Annotated in this window: 14 protein-coding genes; 11 read left to right on the top strand and 3 right to left on the bottom strand. The window is 66.8% G+C overall.

Annotated features, from left to right (window positions below; genetic code table 11):
• Window positions 1–49: 49 nt before the first annotated feature.
• Entirely contained in the window at window positions 50–520 is a 471-nt protein-coding gene (rpsG, locus tag GV068_RS13335; protein WP_159698381.1) for a 30S ribosomal protein S7, read from the bottom strand.
• Window positions 521–670: 150 nt separating this feature from the next.
• Window positions 671–1,057, bottom strand: a complete 387-nt coding sequence (rpsL, locus tag GV068_RS13340) for a 30S ribosomal protein S12 (protein WP_027867278.1) — start codon at window positions 1,055–1,057, stop codon at window positions 671–673.
• A 364-nt stretch (window positions 1,058–1,421) separates the two neighbouring features.
• On the opposite strand from rpsL, the gene GV068_RS13345 reads away from it, so the two are divergent.
• Window positions 1,422–3,209, top strand: a complete 1,788-nt coding sequence (locus GV068_RS13345; protein WP_159698384.1) for a phosphoethanolamine transferase — start codon at window positions 1,422–1,424, stop codon at window positions 3,207–3,209.
• Between the two features lie 117 nt (window positions 3,210–3,326).
• On the opposite strand, the gene GV068_RS13350 is transcribed toward GV068_RS13345, so the two are convergent.
• Window positions 3,327–4,898, bottom strand: coding sequence for a hypothetical protein (locus GV068_RS13350; RefSeq protein WP_159698387.1), 1,572 nt, complete (start codon window positions 4,896–4,898; stop codon window positions 3,327–3,329).
• Between the two features lie 156 nt (window positions 4,899–5,054).
• On the opposite strand from GV068_RS13350, the gene GV068_RS13355 reads away from it, so the two are divergent.
• The 10 genes from GV068_RS13355 to GV068_RS13400 all read left to right on the top strand — a co-directional run bounded on the left by GV068_RS13355 (window position 5,055) and on the right by GV068_RS13400 (window position 17,851).
• Window positions 5,055–6,830: a YbhB/YbcL family Raf kinase inhibitor-like protein gene (locus GV068_RS13355; protein ID WP_159698390.1), complete on the top strand. Its 1,776-nt coding sequence runs from the start codon at window positions 5,055–5,057 to the stop codon at window positions 6,828–6,830.
• A gap of 156 nt (window positions 6,831–6,986) precedes the next feature.
• Window positions 6,987–8,255, top strand: coding sequence for an efflux RND transporter periplasmic adaptor subunit (locus GV068_RS13360; protein WP_159698393.1), 1,269 nt, complete (start codon window positions 6,987–6,989; stop codon window positions 8,253–8,255).
• 24 nt (window positions 8,256–8,279) lie between these two features.
• Complete coding sequence (locus GV068_RS13365; RefSeq protein WP_159698396.1) at window positions 8,280–8,984, top strand: ABC transporter ATP-binding protein; 705 nt, start codon at window positions 8,280–8,282, stop codon at window positions 8,982–8,984.
• A 13-nt stretch (window positions 8,985–8,997) separates the two neighbouring features.
• Window positions 8,998–10,308 (top strand): ABC transporter permease, encoded by a 1,311-nt coding sequence (locus GV068_RS13370; protein WP_159698399.1) that lies wholly within the window; start codon window positions 8,998–9,000, stop codon window positions 10,306–10,308.
• 15 nt (window positions 10,309–10,323) lie between these two features.
• Complete coding sequence (locus GV068_RS13375) at window positions 10,324–11,556, top strand: ABC transporter permease (RefSeq protein WP_159698402.1); 1,233 nt, start codon at window positions 10,324–10,326, stop codon at window positions 11,554–11,556.
• Window positions 11,557–11,586: 30 nt separating this feature from the next.
• A complete protein-coding gene (locus tag GV068_RS13380) occupies window positions 11,587–12,918 on the top strand; it encodes a sigma-54 dependent transcriptional regulator (protein WP_159698405.1) in 1,332 nt (443 codons plus the stop codon).
• The gene (locus GV068_RS13385; RefSeq protein WP_159698408.1) at window positions 12,915–14,300 is read left to right on the top strand and encodes a PAS domain-containing sensor histidine kinase; all 1,386 of its coding nucleotides are present in this window, start codon (window positions 12,915–12,917) and stop codon (window positions 14,298–14,300) included. The genes GV068_RS13380 and GV068_RS13385 overlap by 4 nt, the downstream gene beginning before the upstream one ends.
• Before the next feature lie 16 nt (window positions 14,301–14,316).
• Window positions 14,317–14,925, top strand: coding sequence for a glutathione S-transferase family protein (locus tag GV068_RS13390; protein WP_159698411.1), 609 nt, complete (start codon window positions 14,317–14,319; stop codon window positions 14,923–14,925).
• A gap of 53 nt (window positions 14,926–14,978) precedes the next feature.
• Window positions 14,979–15,755, top strand: coding sequence for a spermidine synthase (locus GV068_RS13395; protein ID WP_159698414.1), 777 nt, complete (start codon window positions 14,979–14,981; stop codon window positions 15,753–15,755).
• Window positions 15,756–15,862: 107 nt separating this feature from the next.
• Window positions 15,863–17,851 carry a M13 family metallopeptidase gene (locus GV068_RS13400; protein ID WP_159698417.1) on the top strand — a complete coding sequence of 663 codons (1,989 nt, stop codon included), beginning with the start codon at window positions 15,863–15,865 and terminating at the stop codon, window positions 17,849–17,851.
• Window positions 17,852–17,854 lie beyond the last annotated feature (3 nt).

Below are 17,854 nucleotides of genomic sequence, written 5' to 3' on the forward strand. Positions count from 1 at the left end.
AACAACTGATACTGCAGGCCGCACTCCCCGAAGGGGTTTGGCCATGTGCTTAGAAGCGGAAGTGCGAGAACGCCTTGTTCGCTTCTGCCATGCGGTGCACTTCATCGCGACGCTTCATTGCGCCGCCGCGCATTTCGGCCGCTTCCATCAGTTCACCACCCAGGCGTTGTGGCATGGATTTTTCGCTGCGCTTGTTTGCGGCTTCGCGCAACCAACGCATGGACAGCGCCATACGACGAACCGGACGAACTTCCACTGGCACCTGGTAGTTGGCGCCACCGACGCGGCGGGACTTGACTTCCACCATCGGCTTAGCGTTGTTGATCGCGGTCGTGAACACTTCCAGCGGGTCTTTGCCCGATTTGGACTGGATGTATTCGAACGCACCGTAGATGATGTTTTCAGCGACCGATTTTTTACCGGACAGCATCAGAACGTTGACGAACTTGGCGACATCGGTGTTGCCGAATTTTGGATCCGGCAGGATTTCGCGCTTGGGTACTTCACGACGACGTGGCATTTCAATTCCTTCCTATCTTCAGTTGAGTGCGGGATCCGCACTCGCGAAAGACCCTCATGATCTTTCACTTACTCGGCCTGACGGCCGGCTCAACTTAACTTTTTAATGTGACCTGTTTGTGACAGGGTCCGCAGGATTACAGTCCGAGAATTACTTCTTGGCGCCTGCTTTAGCGCGCTTCGCACCGTACTTCGAGCGAGCTTGCTTACGGTCTTTCACGCCCTGGGTATCCAGTGCGCCGCGGACCATGTGGTAACGCACACCCGGCAAGTCTTTCACACGGCCGCCGCGGATCAGGACGACGCTGTGCTCTTGCAGGTTGTGGCCTTCACCGCCGATGTACGAAATGACTTCGAAACCGTTGGTCAGGCGAACTTTAGCGACCTTACGCAGTGCCGAGTTCGGCTTCTTCGGGGTCGTGGTGTAGACACGGGTGCAAACGCCGCGCTTTTGCGGGCAGTTTTCCAGTGCCGGCGACTTGCTCTTCACAACCGCGGCTTCACGCGGCTTGCGAATCAGTTGATTGATGGTTGGCATCGTTCAAAAATCCAACAAAGTTACTACGTTGATGACCCGGGCCTGTCTTGCCTTTGGCCCGGGGACTGAAACCTAGTCCCGGCATCTTGCTCACAGCAGAGGCGACGAAAGCCACTCACCGAAGGAGCGGCTGCGAATGCGTATACCATGTGCAGAATAAATCGAGAACTCGCGAGTATAGACCCGATATGGGAGTGGGTCAACCGCTTTGCCGACCGGTAGAGCCGACGGCAAGGGTTTACCGCGGTTTACCATGGCGGATGTGGCAAGCTTGCTACAGAACGGCCCTGCCCGATGCTGTCAGGACAGTGTATTTCCGGCGATAAAGACAGGATAATAGCCTATTTGCCTGCTTACTGAGCCGATGTCCCGCCTGCTGCGCCCCGCCAACCTGTACCTGCTGCTGAGCTATGCGCTGCTCTCCTGCATGCCTTTCGCCGGGCGGCTGCTGGGCGTTCCCGGCGCCGGCGACGGCAGCGCCTGGCAGCTGCTGGGCGCCGGCCTGTTCGCCTGGATCGCCGCCTGGGCCCTGTGCAAGCGGCCGGCCTGGTTCCACTGGGCGCTGCTGCCGGCCTTCCTGGCCCTGCCGACCGAGCTCTACCTGCTTATCTATTACGGCCAGGGCATCTCGACCCACCACCTCGGCATCATCGCCGAGACCAGCCCCAGCGAGGCGCTCGAATTCCTGGGCGGGAAAGCCTGGCTGCTGGGCGCGGTGCTGGCCGGCGTGCTGCTGTGGTTCGGCTCGACCTGGATGGTGGCCTGGCGCACCCGCGACCTTGACTGGGACGACCGCTCGCGCTGGCTGGTATTGGCGGCGCTGGGCGCCTGCGCGGCGGTGCTGGCATATGGCCAGAAATTCGGCTACGCCCAGTCGAACGGCGCGCGCAAGGCCACGCCCGTCACCGCGCTGGCGGGAAGCTGGCCGGTGCTCCCCGCCTGGGCCAGGCCGCCGGTCGACCTCGACCTGTTCGCCCGCTCCTGGCCCTTCGGCCTGGCCGCGCGCGGCGTCGACTTCTATAAGGAGCGCGTCTACCTGGCGGAGCTGAACCGGCGCAGCGCCGCCTTCCGCTTCCATGCGAAGCAGGCGGGCGACGGGCACGGTCCCCAGGTCGTGGTGGTGGTGCTGGGCGAATCCTCGCGCTTCGACCGCTGGAGCCTGAACGGCTACGAACGCGAGACCAACCCCTTATTAAGTAAGGAAGACAAGCTGGTGATGCTGAAGGACGTGATCACGCCGGTGTCGGCCACCCGCCTGTCGGTCCCGGTGATCATCTCGCGCAAGCCCGCCATGCAAAGCCTGAAGGACGGCTTCTCGGAAAAATCCTTCCTGTCGGCCTTCAAGGAAGCCGGCTTCAAGACCTTCTGGATCTCGAACCAGGTCTCGTTCGGCAAGTTCGACACCCCGGTCTCGGTGTTCGCGCAGGAGGCCGACGAAGTCCAGTTCCTGAACCTGGGCGGTTTTTCCGGCGCCTCGAACCTCGACGCGGTGCTGCTCGAACCGCTGCGGCGCGCCATCGACGATCCGTCGCACAAGGTGCTGGTGGTGCTGCACACCCTGGGCAGCCACTGGAACTACGCGCACCGCTATCCGCCGGAGTTCGACCGCTGGCAGCCCTCGCTGAAGTCGATCGCCAAGCCCGACTACACCAATCCGCGCATCGAGCCGCAGATGAACAACAGCTACGACAGCGCGATCCTGTACACCGACTGGTTCCTGTCCAGGGTGATTGGGGAATTGAAGGAGACCGGCCTGCCGGCTTCGCTCCTGTACGTGGCCGACCATGGCCAGACCCTGTACGACAAGTCGTGCAAGATCGCCTTCCACGGCCACAACACCCAGTACGAATTCCACGTGCCAGCCTTCGTCTGGTATTCAGACGGCTACGCCGAGCGCTTCCCGGCCAAGGTGGAACAGCTGCAGCGCCACCGCGACGCCCGGCTCTCGACCGAAAACATGTTCCACACCCTGCTCGACATGGCCGACATCCGCTATCCGGGCGAAAGCCTGGACCGCAGCTTCGTCAATCCGGCCTTCACGCGCCACAAGCGCTACGTCGACAGCTACGGCTGGACCGACTACGACGATGCGAAGATGCGCGGCGACTGCCGCGAGGTGATCGCCAACGGCAAGCCGCTCAAGCGGCAATAGACCGAACCGCCAACCGGGGGCAGGTCTAACATTTCTACACGGGCTCTACCTTGCAACCTCGTACTACTGCTGAGCTTGTGTTGGAATGTTAGACCTCACCCTGGTTTTGTTTGGCGCTCAGGCGACGTTGAGGTCGGGGCGCTCCGGGGGTTCGGCCAGGTGGCTGCTCAGCCAGCGCGCCACCTCGGCCGCCCGGTCCTCGATCTGCGCGCCGAATCCCTGGGTGGCCAGCAGCGCGATGCCGTTCGGGTCGCGCAGTACGCCCGGCTTCAGGACCGGCGCCCCGCCCGTGGTATCGATGCGGAAGGCGTCCAGCTTGCCGGCGAGGATGCGCGCGAGCACCAGGTTGTGCGAGGAGACCAGCACCAGATCGCGCGTGCACAGGGTCTCCAGCACCGCCGCCGCGGCAGACACCGATTCCAGGTGATTGGTGCCGCGGAAGACCTCGTCGATCAGGCAGATGCCGGGCGTGCGCCGGCTGGCGTCCAGCAGTTCGCGCGCCCGGCGCAGTTCCGACATATATAAACTCTCGCCGCCCAGCAGCGAATCTTCGTTCTGCATGCTGGCGCGTACCGGCAGCGCCGGCAGGCGCGCCGCCTCTGCGTAGCAGAAGCCGAAGGCGCGCGCCGCGACCAGGTTCAGGCCCACCATGCGCAGCAGGGTGCTCTTGCCCGATGCGTTCTGGCCGGAGATGAACGCGCCCTGCCCGCCCAGGCTCACCGTCAGCGGCGTCGGCTGCGCCATCAAGGGATGCACGCCGCCGCGCAGTTCCAGGATGCGTGGCGGCGTGCGCTCGGCCCAGCACCACAGCGGCTGGGTGCGCAGATGGCGCGCCAGCGCCGCGTCGGCATCCAGGTCGGCGCTGCGCAGGTAGCAGGCGCGCAGGAAGGCGCGCGCGTCACCGACGGCACGCGTGGTCTTCCAGTAGCGGCCGATGTTGTGCGCCGCGAACCAGTTCAGGTAAGCCTCGGCGCCCGGGATCATGCGCATCACGAGCGGGCGTGACAGGCGCGCATGCAGGCGCACCGCCTCGGTGCGCGCGGCAACGAAAGGTTCGAGCAGCGGGCCGCCTAGCGCCGCCAGCGCATGGCTGCCGGCCAGCAGCGCCTGCAGGCTGTCCAGGGTGTTGTTCCAGGCCTCGATGCGGCGGCTGTAACGGATCTGCAGCGCCATCAGCGGCGCCAGGGCCGCGATGGTCGCCATCCAGCCCAGCGGCTGGGTCACCAGCAAGCCGAGCGAGAGCAGCAGGAGCAGCGGCAGCACCCACAGGAAGCGGGTCCAGGCCGGCGCCGCCGGCAATGCGTACTCCGGGCCGCCGAACAGCAGGCCGGCGACCTCGGTTTCGGCATGGCGCAGGGGACGCAGCGCCTTGGTGAGCGCATCGAGCCGCGCCGGATCGTCGAGCAGGCCGCGCAGGCGCCCCGTCAAGCCGGCGCAATCCTGGTCGTCCAAGCCTGCGCGCAGGCGCCGGTGCAGCATCTGGCGCCCGAAAATGCTGCTGCCCTGCGCCAGCCGCTCTTCCCAGGATTCCAGCAGGAGGTCGTGCCAGGTCTGGTCGTCGAGCGCGGTATCGGCATCCGCGCCGGCGCGGTGCAGGCGGCCGATTTCCTCCAGCGTGAAGAAAGGTGACGGCGGTTCGGGTTCGGCGGCAGGCAGCAGGCGCTGGAGAAAGGCGGGGATGGCAGGCATGCGGGGATGGTAACAGCCCCGTCGAGGGCGAATGTTCAATCTTTGTCACGCCCGTGAGGCGAACTGCGTACGTTCTCCCACATACGGATGTGTCTGGAAATGTCAGGATCAGCGACCACAAGTATCCGACAACGACTGAGAAGAAAGGACCACTCCATGACACGCGTCTTCACCGCAACGGTGCTCGCCCTGGCAATCGGCAGCGCCTACGCCCAGCAGGGTGACGGCACCCGCGCCAGCGCCACCGCCAATGTGTTCAAGCCCGCCAAGGTGGACGCGACCCCGGAGCGCATGAAGGGTATCCGCGCCCCACAGGGCTTCACCGTCACGCCCTTCGCCACGGGCCTGAAGAACGCCCGCATCATCGCAGTAGCGCCCAACGGCGACGTCTACGTCAGCCGGCGCGACCAGGGCGACGTGCTGCTGCTCAAGGACAGCAACGGCGATGGCCGTGCCGACGGCGCCCCGATCGAAGTCGTCAACCGCGCCGGCGCCCACGGCATGGCAATCAAGGACAACAAGTTCTATCTCGTCACCGTCAAGGAACTGTTCGTGGCCGACATCAAGGCCGACGGCCGCCTGGGCGAGCTGAAGCTGCTGGTAGGCGACCTGCCGGATTCCGGCCAGCACCCGAACCGCACCATCGCCTTCGGCCCGGACGGCATGCTCTACCTCACCGTGGGCAGCACCTGCAACACCTGCAACGAAAGCAATCCGGAGAACGCGACCATCCTGCGCCTGTCGCCGGACGGCCAGCATCGCAGCATCTGGGCCAGCGGCCTGCGCAACACCATCGGCTTCGACTGGCATCCGCAGACCGGCGAGCTGTGGGCCTTCGATCACGGCATCGACTTCCTCGGCGACGAGCAGCAGCAGGAAGAGATCAACAAGATCGAGATGGGCAAGATGTACGGCTGGCCGCACGTCTACGGCGCCGGCGAGATCTACCCGCAAAGCACCCCGGTGGGCGAGATCAAGAAGGAAGAATGGAAGGCGCGCAGCACGCCGATGGTGCTGGGCTACACCGCGCACGCGGCGCCGATGCAGATGGTGTTCGGCTACCGCGGCGGCTTCCCGGCCGAATACAGCGGCGACGCCTTCGCGACCATGCGCGGCTCTTGGAACCGCGCCCAGGCCTCGGGCTACGAGATCGTGCGGGTGCGCTTCGCGAATGGCCAGCCGAAATCCGTCGAACCCTTCGTCACCGGCTTCCTGACGGACGGCGGCAAGACCCACATCGCCCGCCCGGTCGGCCTGGCCTGGGCCAAGGACGGGTCCCTGCTGATGGCGGACGACGGCAACGGCGTCATCTACCGCATCGCCCACAGTGCCGGCAAGCCGGGTAATCTCACCGCCATGGCGCCCGCCGGCCCGATGCAGCAGCAGGCCAACAAGGGCAACGGCGTACCGCTGGCGAACAAGCGCCCCGAGACCGCATCGGCAGGCAGCCTCTCGGTCAGCTCCCCGAGCTTCAAGGCGGGCGGCGCGATCGACCAGAAATACAGCGAGTACGCCGACGGCGTGTCGCCGGCCCTGACGTGGAAAGCGGTGCCGAATGCGAAGTCCTACGCCGTCATCATGGAAGACCCGGACGCCAAGCCGGTCACGCCTTTCGTGCACTGGCTGGCCTGGAACATCCCGGCGAATGTCACCAGCCTGCCGGAAGGCCTGCAGGAGCAGCCGCGCCTGACCGATCCGGAAGGCGTGCTGCAGGGCCGTAACACGCGCGGTTCGACCGGCTACTTCGGACCCAAGCCGCCGATGGGCGACAAGCCGCACCACTACCACTTCCAGGTCTACGCCCTCGACAGCATGCTCGAGGTGCCGTTTGGCGCCGACCGCGACCAGCTGCTGCAGGCGATGCAGGGCCATGTGATCGGCAAGGGCGAAGTGATGGGCACCTACGCGCAGAAGCAGAAGCCGCCGAAGTGATGCCCGTGGTGTCCGGCCGGACTGTCCGACGCCTGTATTGACGGACAGTCCGGACACCGGACACAACTATAGCTTTTCTCGCAAAATCAAGGACTTGCCTCCTTGGCACGGATTGTGCATTGACAACGTCGTCCAATGTTGTCACTAGAAGATGCCATGATCCGCGATACCTCACATCAAGACGCCGTCCTCACCCCGGCCCCGGTCCACAAGCTCAAGCGCCGCGCCCTGTGGGTGGGCGGCGCTTGTGCCCTCGTTGCCGTTAGCGTGGCCGTATTCGGCGCCTGGACCAGCAGCGACCATTCCGTCAGCGAAGCCCGGCTGCGCATCGCCGAAGTCACCCGCGGCACCCTGGTGCGCGACGCCTCGGTCAACGGCCGCATCGTGGCCGCCGTCAGCCCCACCCTGTATTCGACCGCGCCCTCCACCGTCAACCTCAAGGTCGCCGCCGGCGACACCGTCAAGAAGGGCGACGTGCTGGCCGTGCTGGAGTCGCCCGACCTGACCGATGAACTCAAGCGCGAGACCTCGAGCTACGAGCAGCTGAAGGCCGAAGTGGCGCGCCAGCAGATCCTGGCGCGCAAGCAGAAGCTGCTGGCGCAGAAGGAAGCCGACACCGCCGAGATCGACCGCCTGTCGGCCCAGCGCACCCTGGAGCGCTACGAGAGCGTGGCGCAGGTCGGCATCATCGCCAAGATCGACTACCAGAAAGCGAAGGACGCCCTGAACTCGGCCGAGATCCGCGCCCGCCACGCCTCGCAGGCGGCCGGCCTGGAAAGCGACGACGTCCAGCTGGCGCTGAAGACCAAGGTCAACGAGCTGGAACGCCAGCGCCTGTCGCTGGCCAATGCCCAGCGCCGCGTCGACGAACTGACCGTGCGCGCCCCGGTCGATGGCTTCATCGGCACCCTGAACGTCCAGAACCGCATGGTGGTCGCCGCCAATGCGCCGCTGATGACCCTGGTGGACCTGTCCAAGCTCGAAGTCGAGGTCGAGGTGCCGGAAACCTATGTAGCCGACATCGGCCTGGGCATGAACGCCGAGATCACCCTGCCTTCCGGTAAAGCCACCGGCAAGCTGTCCGCGCTGTCGCCGGAAGTGGTGCGCAACCAGGTGCTGGCGCGCATCCGCTTCGACGGCGAGCAGCCCAAGGGCCTGCGCCAGAGCCAGCGCGTGACCGCGCGCCTCCTGATCGAAGAGAAGCCGAACGTGGTGATGCTGCCGCGCGGGCCTTTCGTCGAGAGCGAAGGCGGCCGCCATGCCTACGTGGTGCGCGACGGGATCGCCGTGCGCACTCCGGTGCAGCTGGGCGCCACCAGCATCTCCGCCGTCGAGATCCTGTCGGGCGTCAAGCCCGGCGACAAGGTCGTCATCGCCGGCACCGACAGTTTCAACAACGCAGAGCGCGTCTCGATCAACCGCTAAGACCCAAATAACTAGGAGAATCCCATGCTGCGCATGACCAACCTGAGCAAGGTGTACCGCACCCACATGATCGAGACCCACGCGCTGCGCGGTTTCGAGATCGAAGTCAAGCAGGGCGAATTCGTCACCGTGACCGGGCCTTCCGGCTCGGGCAAGACCAGCTTCCTGAACATCGCCGGCCTGCTGGAAGAATTCACCTCGGGCGAGTACGTCCTCGACGGCGTCAACGTGAAGGGCCTGGACGACAGCGCCCGCTCGCGCCTGCGCAACGAGAAGCTCGGCTTCATCTTCCAGGGCTTCAACCTGATTCCCGACCTGAACCTGTTCGACAACGTCGACGTCCCGCTGCGCTACCGCGGCTTCAATGCCAAGGAGCGCAAGGAGCGCATCGAGGACGCGCTCTCGAAAGTCGGCCTGGCTTCGCGCATGAAGCACTACCCGGCCGAGCTGTCCGGCGGCCAGCAGCAACGCGTGGCGATCGCGCGCGCGCTGGCCGGTAGTCCGAAGCTGCTGCTGGCCGACGAACCGACCGGTAACCTGGACACCGCCATGGCGCGCGGCGTGATGGAGCTGCTGGAAGAGATCAACGCGGCCGGCACCACCATTCTGATGGTGACCCACGACCCGGAACTGGCGGTGCGCACCCACCGCAACGTCCACATCATCGACGGCCAGGTCTCGGACCTGGTGCGCAAGGGCCCGACCCTGGTCGACAAGGCCACGGCATAAGGAGCGAAGCGCCATGTTCTCCTATTACTTCAAGCTCGGCGTGCGCAGCCTGCGCCGCAACCCGGCGCTGACCGCGCTGATGGTGCTGACCCTCGCGATCGGCGTGGCCGCCAGCGTCTCCACGCTCACCATCCTGCACATGATGTCCGGCGACCCGATCCCCGAGAAGAGCGACCGCCTGCTGGTGCCGCACGTGGACAACGGTCCGGTCGAAGGCTGGGTGCCGAGCGACGGCCCGAACGACGACCAGCTGAGCTACATCGACACCGCCAACTTCCTCAAGAGCGGCCAGGGCGAGCGCCGCACCGCCATGTTCGGCGTGCAGCGTCCGATCGAGCCCCCGCGCACCGACATCCCGGCCTTCAACGCCGGCGGCATTGCGCCGACCCGCGACTTCTTCGCCATGTTCAACGTCCCCTTCCTGTACGGCCAGCCCTGGCTCGAGGCCGACGACACCCGCGGCGCCGACGTCGTGGTGCTGGGCCGCGAAACGTCCGAAAAGCTGTTCGGCGAAACCAACCCGGTCGGCAAGCAGCTGCGCATCGGCGGCTTCCCCTATACCGTGGTGGGCGTGATCGACAAATGGAATCCGCTCCCGCGCTACTACAAGCTGATCGGCGGCAGCCGCTTCGGGCAGGGCGAAGAATTCATCATCCCCTTCTCGAACGCGGTCCGCCACGAGATGCCGCACGCCGGCAGCATGAACTGCAGCGCCAACCGCGACCCGGGTTACGCCAATCTCCTGCTCTCGGAATGCACCTGGATCCAGTTCTGGTTCGAGACCCGCGCCGCGAGCGACCGCGCCGAGCTGCAGTCCTGGCTCGACAACTACGCAAACGACCAGCGCAAGCTGGGCCGCCTGAAACGCAACGCGCCGAACAAGCTGTACAACGTGATGGAATGGATGGAGCAGCTGAAGGTGGTCGGCAACGACAGCAAGCTGCAGGCCTGGCTGGCGTTCGGCTTCCTGGTCCTGTGCCTGGTGAATACCATCGGCCTGCTGCTGGCGAAATTCTCGGTGCGCGCCTCCGAGATCGGCGTGCGCCGCGCCCTGGGCGCCTCGCGCAGCGACGTGTTCAAGCAGTTCCTGATCGAGACCGGCGTGGTCGGCCTGGTCGGCGGCGTACTCGGGCTGGTGCTGGCCTTCGGCGCGCTGGCCCTGATCGGCATGCAGAGCAAGGGCATGGCGACCATCGCGCGCATGGACTGGGAGATGCTGCTCCTGACCTTCATCATGTCGATCGCCGCCGCCCTGCTGGCCGGCCTGCTGCCGACCTGGCGCGCCTGCCAGGTGACGCCGGCCATCCAACTCAAATCGCAATAAGATCGAGGGATCATCATGGAAATCCGCCCCATCTTCTCCGCCCTGTTGCGGAACAAAACCGGTCCGATCCTGGTAGCGCTGCAGGTGGCGCTGAGCCTGGGCATCCTGGCCAATGCCCTGCACATCGTCGAGGAGCGGCGCGCCGTGGCGGCACGTCCGTCCGGCCTGTCCGATGAAGCCTCCACTTTCTACTTCACGGTGCGCAACCTGAACACCGACGGCCCCGAGCAAATGCTGGCCACCATCAAGCGCGAGGCCGATGTCCTGCGTGCTGTGCCGGGCGTGGTGTCGGTGGCGCAGGTGTCGCAGATGCCGCTGTCGCGCAGCGGCAGCAACAGCAGCGTCGCCGTCAACCAGCAGCAGGAGCGCGAAACCGCGATCGCCTCGCAGTACTACTCGGGCGACTCGCTCGTCAAGACCTTCGGCCTCAAGCTGGTCGAAGGCCGCGACTTCCTGCCGGGCGAAATCATGGACGCCAACGAGAACGAACAGACCGAGCCACCCAAGCAGATCATCGTCACCAAGCCGCTGGCCGACAAGATGTGGCCCGGCGCCTCGGCAATCGGCAAGGACGTCTGGTTCGGTACCGGCGAAACCGCCCGCTCGTCGCAGGTGGTGGGTGTGGTCGAACGCCTCCAGTCCGCCCACGTGGAGGTGGGTGAGCGCGGCGAGTTCGCCACGATCATCCCGGCCCGCGTCTACGGCCGGCCCGGCAACCTGTATGCGCTGCGCACCGAACCGGGCCAGCGCGACCGCGTGATCAAGGAAGCGGAAGAGGCGCTGCGCAAGTCCTCGGCTACCCCGATCATCCTGCAGGCCAAGACGGTCGAGGAAGACCGCAAGAACCGCTACCGCGCCGACATGGCGCTGTCGTGGATGCTGATCACGGTGAGCGTGCTGCTGCTGCTCGTCACCAGCAGCGGCATCGTCGGCATGGCCAGCCTGTGGGTGACCCAGCGCCGCAAGCAGATCGGCGTGCGCCGCGCGCTGGGCGCGCGCAAGGTGGACGTGCTGCGCTACTTCATCGTCGAGAACTTCATGATCACCAGCGCCGGCGTGTTCAGCGGCGTGCTGTTCGGCCTGAGCCTGAACCACCTCCTGGTGACGAAGCTCGAGATGGCGCGCCTGCCGGCGCACTACCTGGTGGGCGGCGCGGTGGTGTTCTGGGCGCTCGGCATCATGGCGGCCTACGGACCGGCCTGGCGCGCGGCCAGCATCTCGCCGGCGACGGCTACCCGCAGTGCTTGAGGGCAATCAACCAGTGCTACACTTGCCGTCATGCCCACTGTACTGATCATCGACGACAACGCCGCGGTTACCATCGCGCTCGAGGTCCTGTTCTCGCTCCACGACATCGCCTCGCTGCGCGCGGCCTCCCCGGAGGAAGGACTGGAGCTGCTCGGGCGCGAGCACGTGGACCTGGTCATCCAGGACATGAACTTCACGCTCGAGACCACCTCGGGCGAAGAAGGCGTGGCGCTGTTCCGCGAGATCCGCAAGCGTTATCCGGACCTGCCGGTGATCCTGTTGACGGCCTGGACCCACCTCGACGCCGCGGTGGAGCTGATCAAGGCCGGCGCCGCCGATTACCTGTCCAAGCCCTGGAACGACGAGCGCCTGCTCACCACGGTCACCAACCTGATCGAACTGGGCCAGGCCAACCGCGCGCTGAACCAGCGCCTGCAGCGCGAGCGCAAGGCCAAGCGCGAACTGGAACAGAACTTCGACCTGCGCGGCCTGGTGTGGCAGGACCCGGCCACCGAGCGCGTGCTCACCCTGGCCTGCCAGGTGGCGCGCGCCGACGTGCCGGTCCTGATCACGGGCCCGAACGGCACCGGCAAGGAACGCATCGCCGAGATCATCCAGGCCAACTCGCAGGTGGCAAGCGGTCCCTTCGTGGTGCTGAACTGCGGCGCCCTGCCCTCGGAACTGATCGAGGCCGAACTGTTCGGCGCCGATGCCGGCGCCTATACCGGCGCCTCCAAGGCGCGCGAAGGCAAGTTCGAGGCGGCCGACGGCGGCACCCTGTTCCTCGACGAGATCGGCAACCTGCCGCTGGCCGGGCAGATGAAACTGCTGCGGGTGCTGGAAACCGGGCGCTTCGAGCGCCTCGGCTCCAACCGCGAGCGCCAGGTCAAGGTGCGCGTGATCAGCGCCACCAATGCGGACCTGGGCGCCATGATCCGCGCCGGGACCTTCCGCGAAGACCTGTTCTACCGCCTGAACGTGATCGAGCTGCGCCTGCCGCCCCTCGGCGCGCGGCCGGGCGACATCCTGCCGCTGGCCCTGTCCTTCCTGCGCGGGAAGACCCTGCATCCGGCGGCGGAAGCCGCGCTGCTGGCGCATGGCTGGCCCGGCAACGTGCGCGAACTGAAGAACGTGATGGCGCGCGCCAGCCTGCTGGCGCAAGGGGACGTCATCAAGGCGGCGGATCTCGGCCTGCCGGTAACGGTGGCGCCGGCGCCGGACACGGAACCGGATCGCGACGCCATCGTGCAGGCGCTGGCGCGCGCCGGCGGCGTGGTGTCCCAGGCCGCGAATGAACTGGGCCTGTCGCGCCAGGCCCTGTACCGGCGCATGGAACGGCTCGGCATCGCCAGGCCGACATGAGCGGGGACGAGCACAGCGAGGCGCCCAGGAAAGGGTTCCGCCTTTCGCTGGTCACGCGCTGGTCGGCGCTGGTCGGCACCCTGCTGGCGCTCGGCATCCTGCTCGCCCTCGGGCTCGATCACTTCTTCCCCGGCCAGCCGCTCCTGGTCTTCCTCGCCTGCCTGGCGGCGATCGTCCCGATCGCCATCATCACCATCCGCTCCCAGATCCAGCCGATCCTGTCGCTGTTCCGCGCCCTCGAGGGCACGGTGGCGAGCTACCGCGACGGCGACTTTTCCTTCAGCCTGCACTGGCCGCAGAACGACGAGCTGGCCGACCTGATCGCCGCCCACAACGACCTCGGACAGGTGCTGCGTGCGCAGCGTCTCGGCCTGGTGCAGCGCGAGCTGCTGCTCGACACCATGGTGCAGAACACGCCGGTGGCGATGCTGCTGGTGACCGATTTCGCCCAGACCGCCACCCCGGCCGGCACCATCGTCTACGCCAACCTGGCGGCGCGCCAGCTGTTGTCGGAAGGGCGCAAGCTCGAAGGCCACCAGCTGAGCGAGATCCTGGAAACGGCGGCACCCGCGCTCAAGGAAGCGCTGGCGCGCGGCGGCGACGGCCTGTTCACGGCCGGCGAGTCGGAAGAGGAAGAGGTCTACCACCTGGCGCGCAGCGCCTTCACGCTCAACGGCCGGCGCCACGAACTGCTGCTGCTGCGCCACCTCACCACCGAGCTGCGGCGCCAGGAGGTGCAGACCTGGAAGAAGGTGATCCGCGTGATCAGCCATGAACTGAACAATTCGCTGGCGCCGCTGGCCTCGCTCGCGCACTCCGGCACGGAACTGGTGCGGCGCGGCCAGACCGAGCGCCTGCCGCAGATCCTGCAGACCATCGGCGAGCGCACCCGCCACCTCGAGACCTTCATCCTCGGCTATGCGCGCTTCGCCAAGCTGCCTACGCCGCGCCTGGAAGCCTATCCCTGGGACGTGTTCGTCGACCGCCTGGCCGACCAGGTGGCTTTCCGCCTGATCGGCGCTCTGCCGCAGGACCCGGCCTGGATCGACGCCGCCCAGATGGAACAGGCCCTGCTCAACCTGCTCAAGAACGCCCACGAATCCGGTTCAACGCCGGAAGCCGTCGAGCTGCACGTGCGCCGCATCCAGGACGCCGTGCGCATCGATGTGCTGGACCGCGGCACCGGCATGAGCGAGGCGGTGCTGACCAATGCGCTGGTGCCCTTCTACTCCACCAAGCGCAGCGGCACCGGCCTCGGACTGGCGCTGGCGCGCGAGATCGCCGAAGCCCACGGCGGGCGCATCCTGCTCTCCAACCGCGACGGCGGCGGCCTGGCCGTCAGCCTCATTCTTCCGGCCCTGCCTGGCGCTCACACACCGTGACCATGAAAGGACGCATATGCTGAAGATCATCGGCAAGGACACCTCGATCAACGTGCGCAAGGTATTGTGGACCTGCCTGGAACTCGGGCTGCCCTTCGACCGCGAGGACTGGAATACGAGCCACGCGGGGCTCAACCCGAACGCCCTGGTGCCGGTGCTGGTCGACGACGGTTTCGTGCTGTGGGAATCGAACACGATCTGCCGCTACCTCAGCACCGAGTACGGCAGGCAGGGCGAAGGGGCCCTGCTTCCGGCATCGCCACGCGACCGTGCGCGCGTCGAGCAATGGATGGACTGGCAGGCCACCGACCTGAACACCGCCTGGCGCTACGCCTTCATGGCGCTGGTGCGCAATAGCGCCGCGCACCAGGACCGGGGCCAGGTCGAGGCCAGCATCGCATCCTGGAACCGCCACATCGGCATCCTCGACGCCCAGCTGCGCGCCACCGGCGCCTATGCGGCGGGCGGCGCCTTCACGCTGGCCGACGTGGTGCTCGGCCTGTCGGTGAACCGCTGGATGATGACGCCGATGGACAAGCCGGACTACCGCCACGTGGCGGCATATTACGACCGCCTGACGGAACGGCAGGGTTTCCGCGAGTTCGGACGCAACGGAATCGCCTGACGCACGCCGAAGGCGGCAATGGTAGGATAGGCTTTCACCGCAGCTGCTTCACCATGCCGCCTTCCTACGCCCGCATCGATCCCCGTTTCGCCCAGCCCGGCCACCCGCCCGCCACCATCGACGAATTCGACGGGGTGCGCTTCCTGCACCTGGGCACCTCCTGGGTGCAGGGCGCGATGCGGCTGTCGAAACCGGACGCGATCGAGCTGGAATACGTCCAGATGATGATGATGTGGACGCTGTTCCAGAATGCCCCGCGCCGCATCGTCCAGCTGGGCCTGGGCAGTGCGGCCCTCACCAAGTTCTGCTACCGGCGCTTTCCGGACGCCCGCATCAGCGTGGCGGAGCTGAATCCGAACGTGATCGCGATCTGCCGCGCGTTGTTCGGCCTGCCCGAGAACGATGCGCGCCTGGACGTGCGCGAGATGAACGCGCTCGACTTCGTGCTGGATGCCGACAACCACGGCCAGGTCGACGTGCTGCAGGTCGACCTCTACGACCATGACGCGCGCGGCCCGGTGCTGGATTCGCTCGACTTCTACCAGGGCTGCTACGACTGCCTGACACCGAAGGGCATCATGACCGCCAACGTGTTCGGCCAGGTCGACAGCTACGACAGGAACCTGCTCACCATGCAGCAGGTGTTCGACGCCGTGGTCTGGCTGCCCGAGGTACACGATGCGAACATCGTCGTCCTCGCCTTCAAGAACGCTCCCCAGCTCGACTTTTCAGTGCTGTACGAACGGGCCGGCGAAATCCGGCGCCACCTCAACCTGCCGGCCAAGAAGTGGGTGGATGGCCTCAAGGAATGGATGCGCGACCACGCTTGACGCGCGATTCCGACCGCTCGTCAGCGCATTGCACCGTTCAGCACCTATTTCTCCAGGCGCGCCACGCCGCACCGATACTTGGATCCCGTTCAAGCAAATCGGAATCCATGTTCTCCACGCTTTCGCTCTCCCGCATCCCGGCCCTGCTCGTGGCTGTTGCCACCTTGGCGCCTTTCCCCGCAGCCGCTCAAACGTCCGTCGGCACTGCCCTGGCGCGCAAGGACCTGTATCGCGCTGCAAACGGGGCCTGGCTGGATGCCACCGTCATCCCTGCCGACAAGTCCGAAGTGTATGGCGCCGACCTGCCCGGCACGGTCAACACGCGCCTGCGCCGGATTTTGGACGACCTGCGCACGCAGGCGCCGGCAAGCGGCGACGGCCGCAAGCTGATCGACTTCTACGACAGCCAACGCGACCTGGACGCGATCGACCGCGCCGGCCTCGCCCCGGTGGCGCCGCGGCTGACGCAGATCGAGGCGATCGACACGCCGCAGGCGCTGGCGCGCTGGCAGGGCCAGGTGCAGGGTGTCCTGAAGACGCCCCTGTGGCTATGGGGCGGCTTCGCCGACTTCAAGGATCCGGGCGTGAACCGCGTGCTCGTGATGCAGGGCGGACTGGGGCTGCCGGACTGCGATTACTACCTGCGCGACGATGCCCGCCTGGTGGCCGCGCGCCAGGCCTACCTCGCTTATCTGGCGACGCTGGCGCAGCTGGCGGGCGACCCGCGTCCGCAAGCGGCGGCGCAGCGCGTCCTGGCACTCGAAACGCGCCTGGCGCATGCGCATGTGGCCGCTGCCGACGCCATGAACCCGGCTCTGGTCGCATCCCGCACTCCGGCGCAGCTGGATGCCGGCGCACCTGGCCTGGCCTGGACCTCCTACCTGCAGCACGCGGGTATCCGCAAGGGCGAGGCGGTCAATGTGGTGCAGCCGCCGGCCGCCGCTGCCATCGCGGGCCTGATGCGCGAACTGCCCCTCGCTGACTGGAAGCTGTACTTCCGCCTGCGCACGCTGGACGCCTCTGCGCCGCTGCTGCCGGCGGCCTTCCGCGCCGCGCATTTCGCCTTCCATGGGCGTGCGCTGGGCGGACAGTCGGCGCCGCGCAGCGCGGACGAGCGCGCGCTCGACACCGTGACCGAGAGCATGGGCGACGCGCTGGGCCAGGCCTACATGGCGCGCCACTTCTCCGCTGCGCAAAAGGCGCGCGTCGAAGGCATGGTCGAACGAATCCGCACGACCGCCGCCGCAGCGGTGGCCGGCATCGCCTGGATGGGCCCGGATGCCCGTGCCGAAGCGCTCAGGAAGATCGCCGGAATGCGGGCCAAGGTCGGCTACCCTGCGGCATGGCGCGACTACGGCGGGCTCGAGATCCGTCCCGCCGATGCGCTCGGCAACCGCGAGCGCGCACGGCGCCACGCCTGGCTGCGCCTGGCCGCCCTGTCCGGCAGCGCGATGGACCGCGGCAGCTGGGCCATGAGCCCGCTCGAGCCGAACGCCTATTACGATCCGGTGCTCAACGAGATCAACCTTCCGGCCGGCATCCTGCAGGCGCCCTTCTTCGATCCGGAAGCCGACGACGCCGCCAACTACGGCGGGATCGGCGTCTTGATCGCGCATGAAATCAGCCATGCTTTCGACGCAACCGGTTCCCAGTTCGACAGCCGCGGCATGCAGCGCGACTGGTGGAGCGCCGCCGACCATGCGGCATTCGAGGCCTTCACCGCGCGCATGGTCGCCCACTTCGATGCGCTCGAAGTCCTGCCCGGCGCGCGGGTGAACGGCAAGCTCACTCTGTCGGAGAACGTCGCCGACCTGATGGGGCTGCAGCTGGCCTGGCGCGCCTGGCGCGGCACGGCGCAGGGACGGGCCGCCGCCCCCGGCGCCGAACAAGGCTTCTTCCTGGCCTACGCACGGCAATGGGCGGTCAAGCGCCGCGACGAACGCACGCTGCAGCTGCTGTCGACCGACCCGCACGCACCCGCCCCGCTGCGCGCGAATGTCCCGGCGATGCAGCTCGACGGCTTCCACGAGGCTTTCTCCACCCGCCCAGGCGACCGCATGTTCGTGCCGGCCGGGGATCGCCTGCGGGCATGGTAAGCC

Source organism: Massilia sp. 9I (assembly GCF_902506415.1).
Lineage (GTDB): Bacteria > Pseudomonadota > Gammaproteobacteria > Burkholderiales > Burkholderiaceae_D > Telluria.

Bases quoted from the DNA above. Each gene is read 5' to 3' on its own strand.
- GV068_RS13370 (WP_159698399.1), top strand. From the start codon at position 8,998: ATGTTCTCCTATTACTTCAAGCTCGGCGTGCGCAGCCTGCGCCGCAAC.
- GV068_RS13365 (WP_159698396.1), top strand. From the start codon at position 8,280: ATGCTGCGCATGACCAACCTGAGCAAGGTGTACCGCACCCACATGATC.
- GV068_RS13385 (WP_159698408.1), top strand. From the start codon at position 12,915: ATGAGCGGGGACGAGCACAGCGAGGCGCCCAGGAAAGGGTTCCGCCTT.
- GV068_RS13360 (WP_159698393.1), top strand. From the start codon at position 6,987: ATGATCCGCGATACCTCACATCAAGACGCCGTCCTCACCCCGGCCCCG.
- GV068_RS13375 (WP_159698402.1), top strand. From the start codon at position 10,324: ATGGAAATCCGCCCCATCTTCTCCGCCCTGTTGCGGAACAAAACCGGT.
- GV068_RS13345 (WP_159698384.1), top strand. From the start codon at position 1,422: ATGTCCCGCCTGCTGCGCCCCGCCAACCTGTACCTGCTGCTGAGCTAT.
- rpsG (WP_159698381.1), bottom strand. From the start codon at position 520: ATGCCACGTCGTCGTGAAGTACCCAAGCGCGAAATCCTGCCGGATCCA.
- GV068_RS13350 (WP_159698387.1), bottom strand. From the start codon at position 4,898: ATGCCTGCCATCCCCGCCTTTCTCCAGCGCCTGCTGCCTGCCGCCGAA.
- GV068_RS13395 (WP_159698414.1), top strand. From the start codon at position 14,979: ATGCCGCCTTCCTACGCCCGCATCGATCCCCGTTTCGCCCAGCCCGGC.
- GV068_RS13380 (WP_159698405.1), top strand. From the start codon at position 11,587: ATGCCCACTGTACTGATCATCGACGACAACGCCGCGGTTACCATCGCG.
- GV068_RS13400 (WP_159698417.1), top strand. From the start codon at position 15,863: ATGTTCTCCACGCTTTCGCTCTCCCGCATCCCGGCCCTGCTCGTGGCT.
- GV068_RS13355 (WP_159698390.1), top strand. From the start codon at position 5,055: ATGACACGCGTCTTCACCGCAACGGTGCTCGCCCTGGCAATCGGCAGC.
- GV068_RS13390 (WP_159698411.1), top strand. From the start codon at position 14,317: ATGCTGAAGATCATCGGCAAGGACACCTCGATCAACGTGCGCAAGGTA.
- rpsL (WP_027867278.1), bottom strand. From the start codon at position 1,057: ATGCCAACCATCAATCAACTGATTCGCAAGCCGCGTGAAGCCGCGGTT.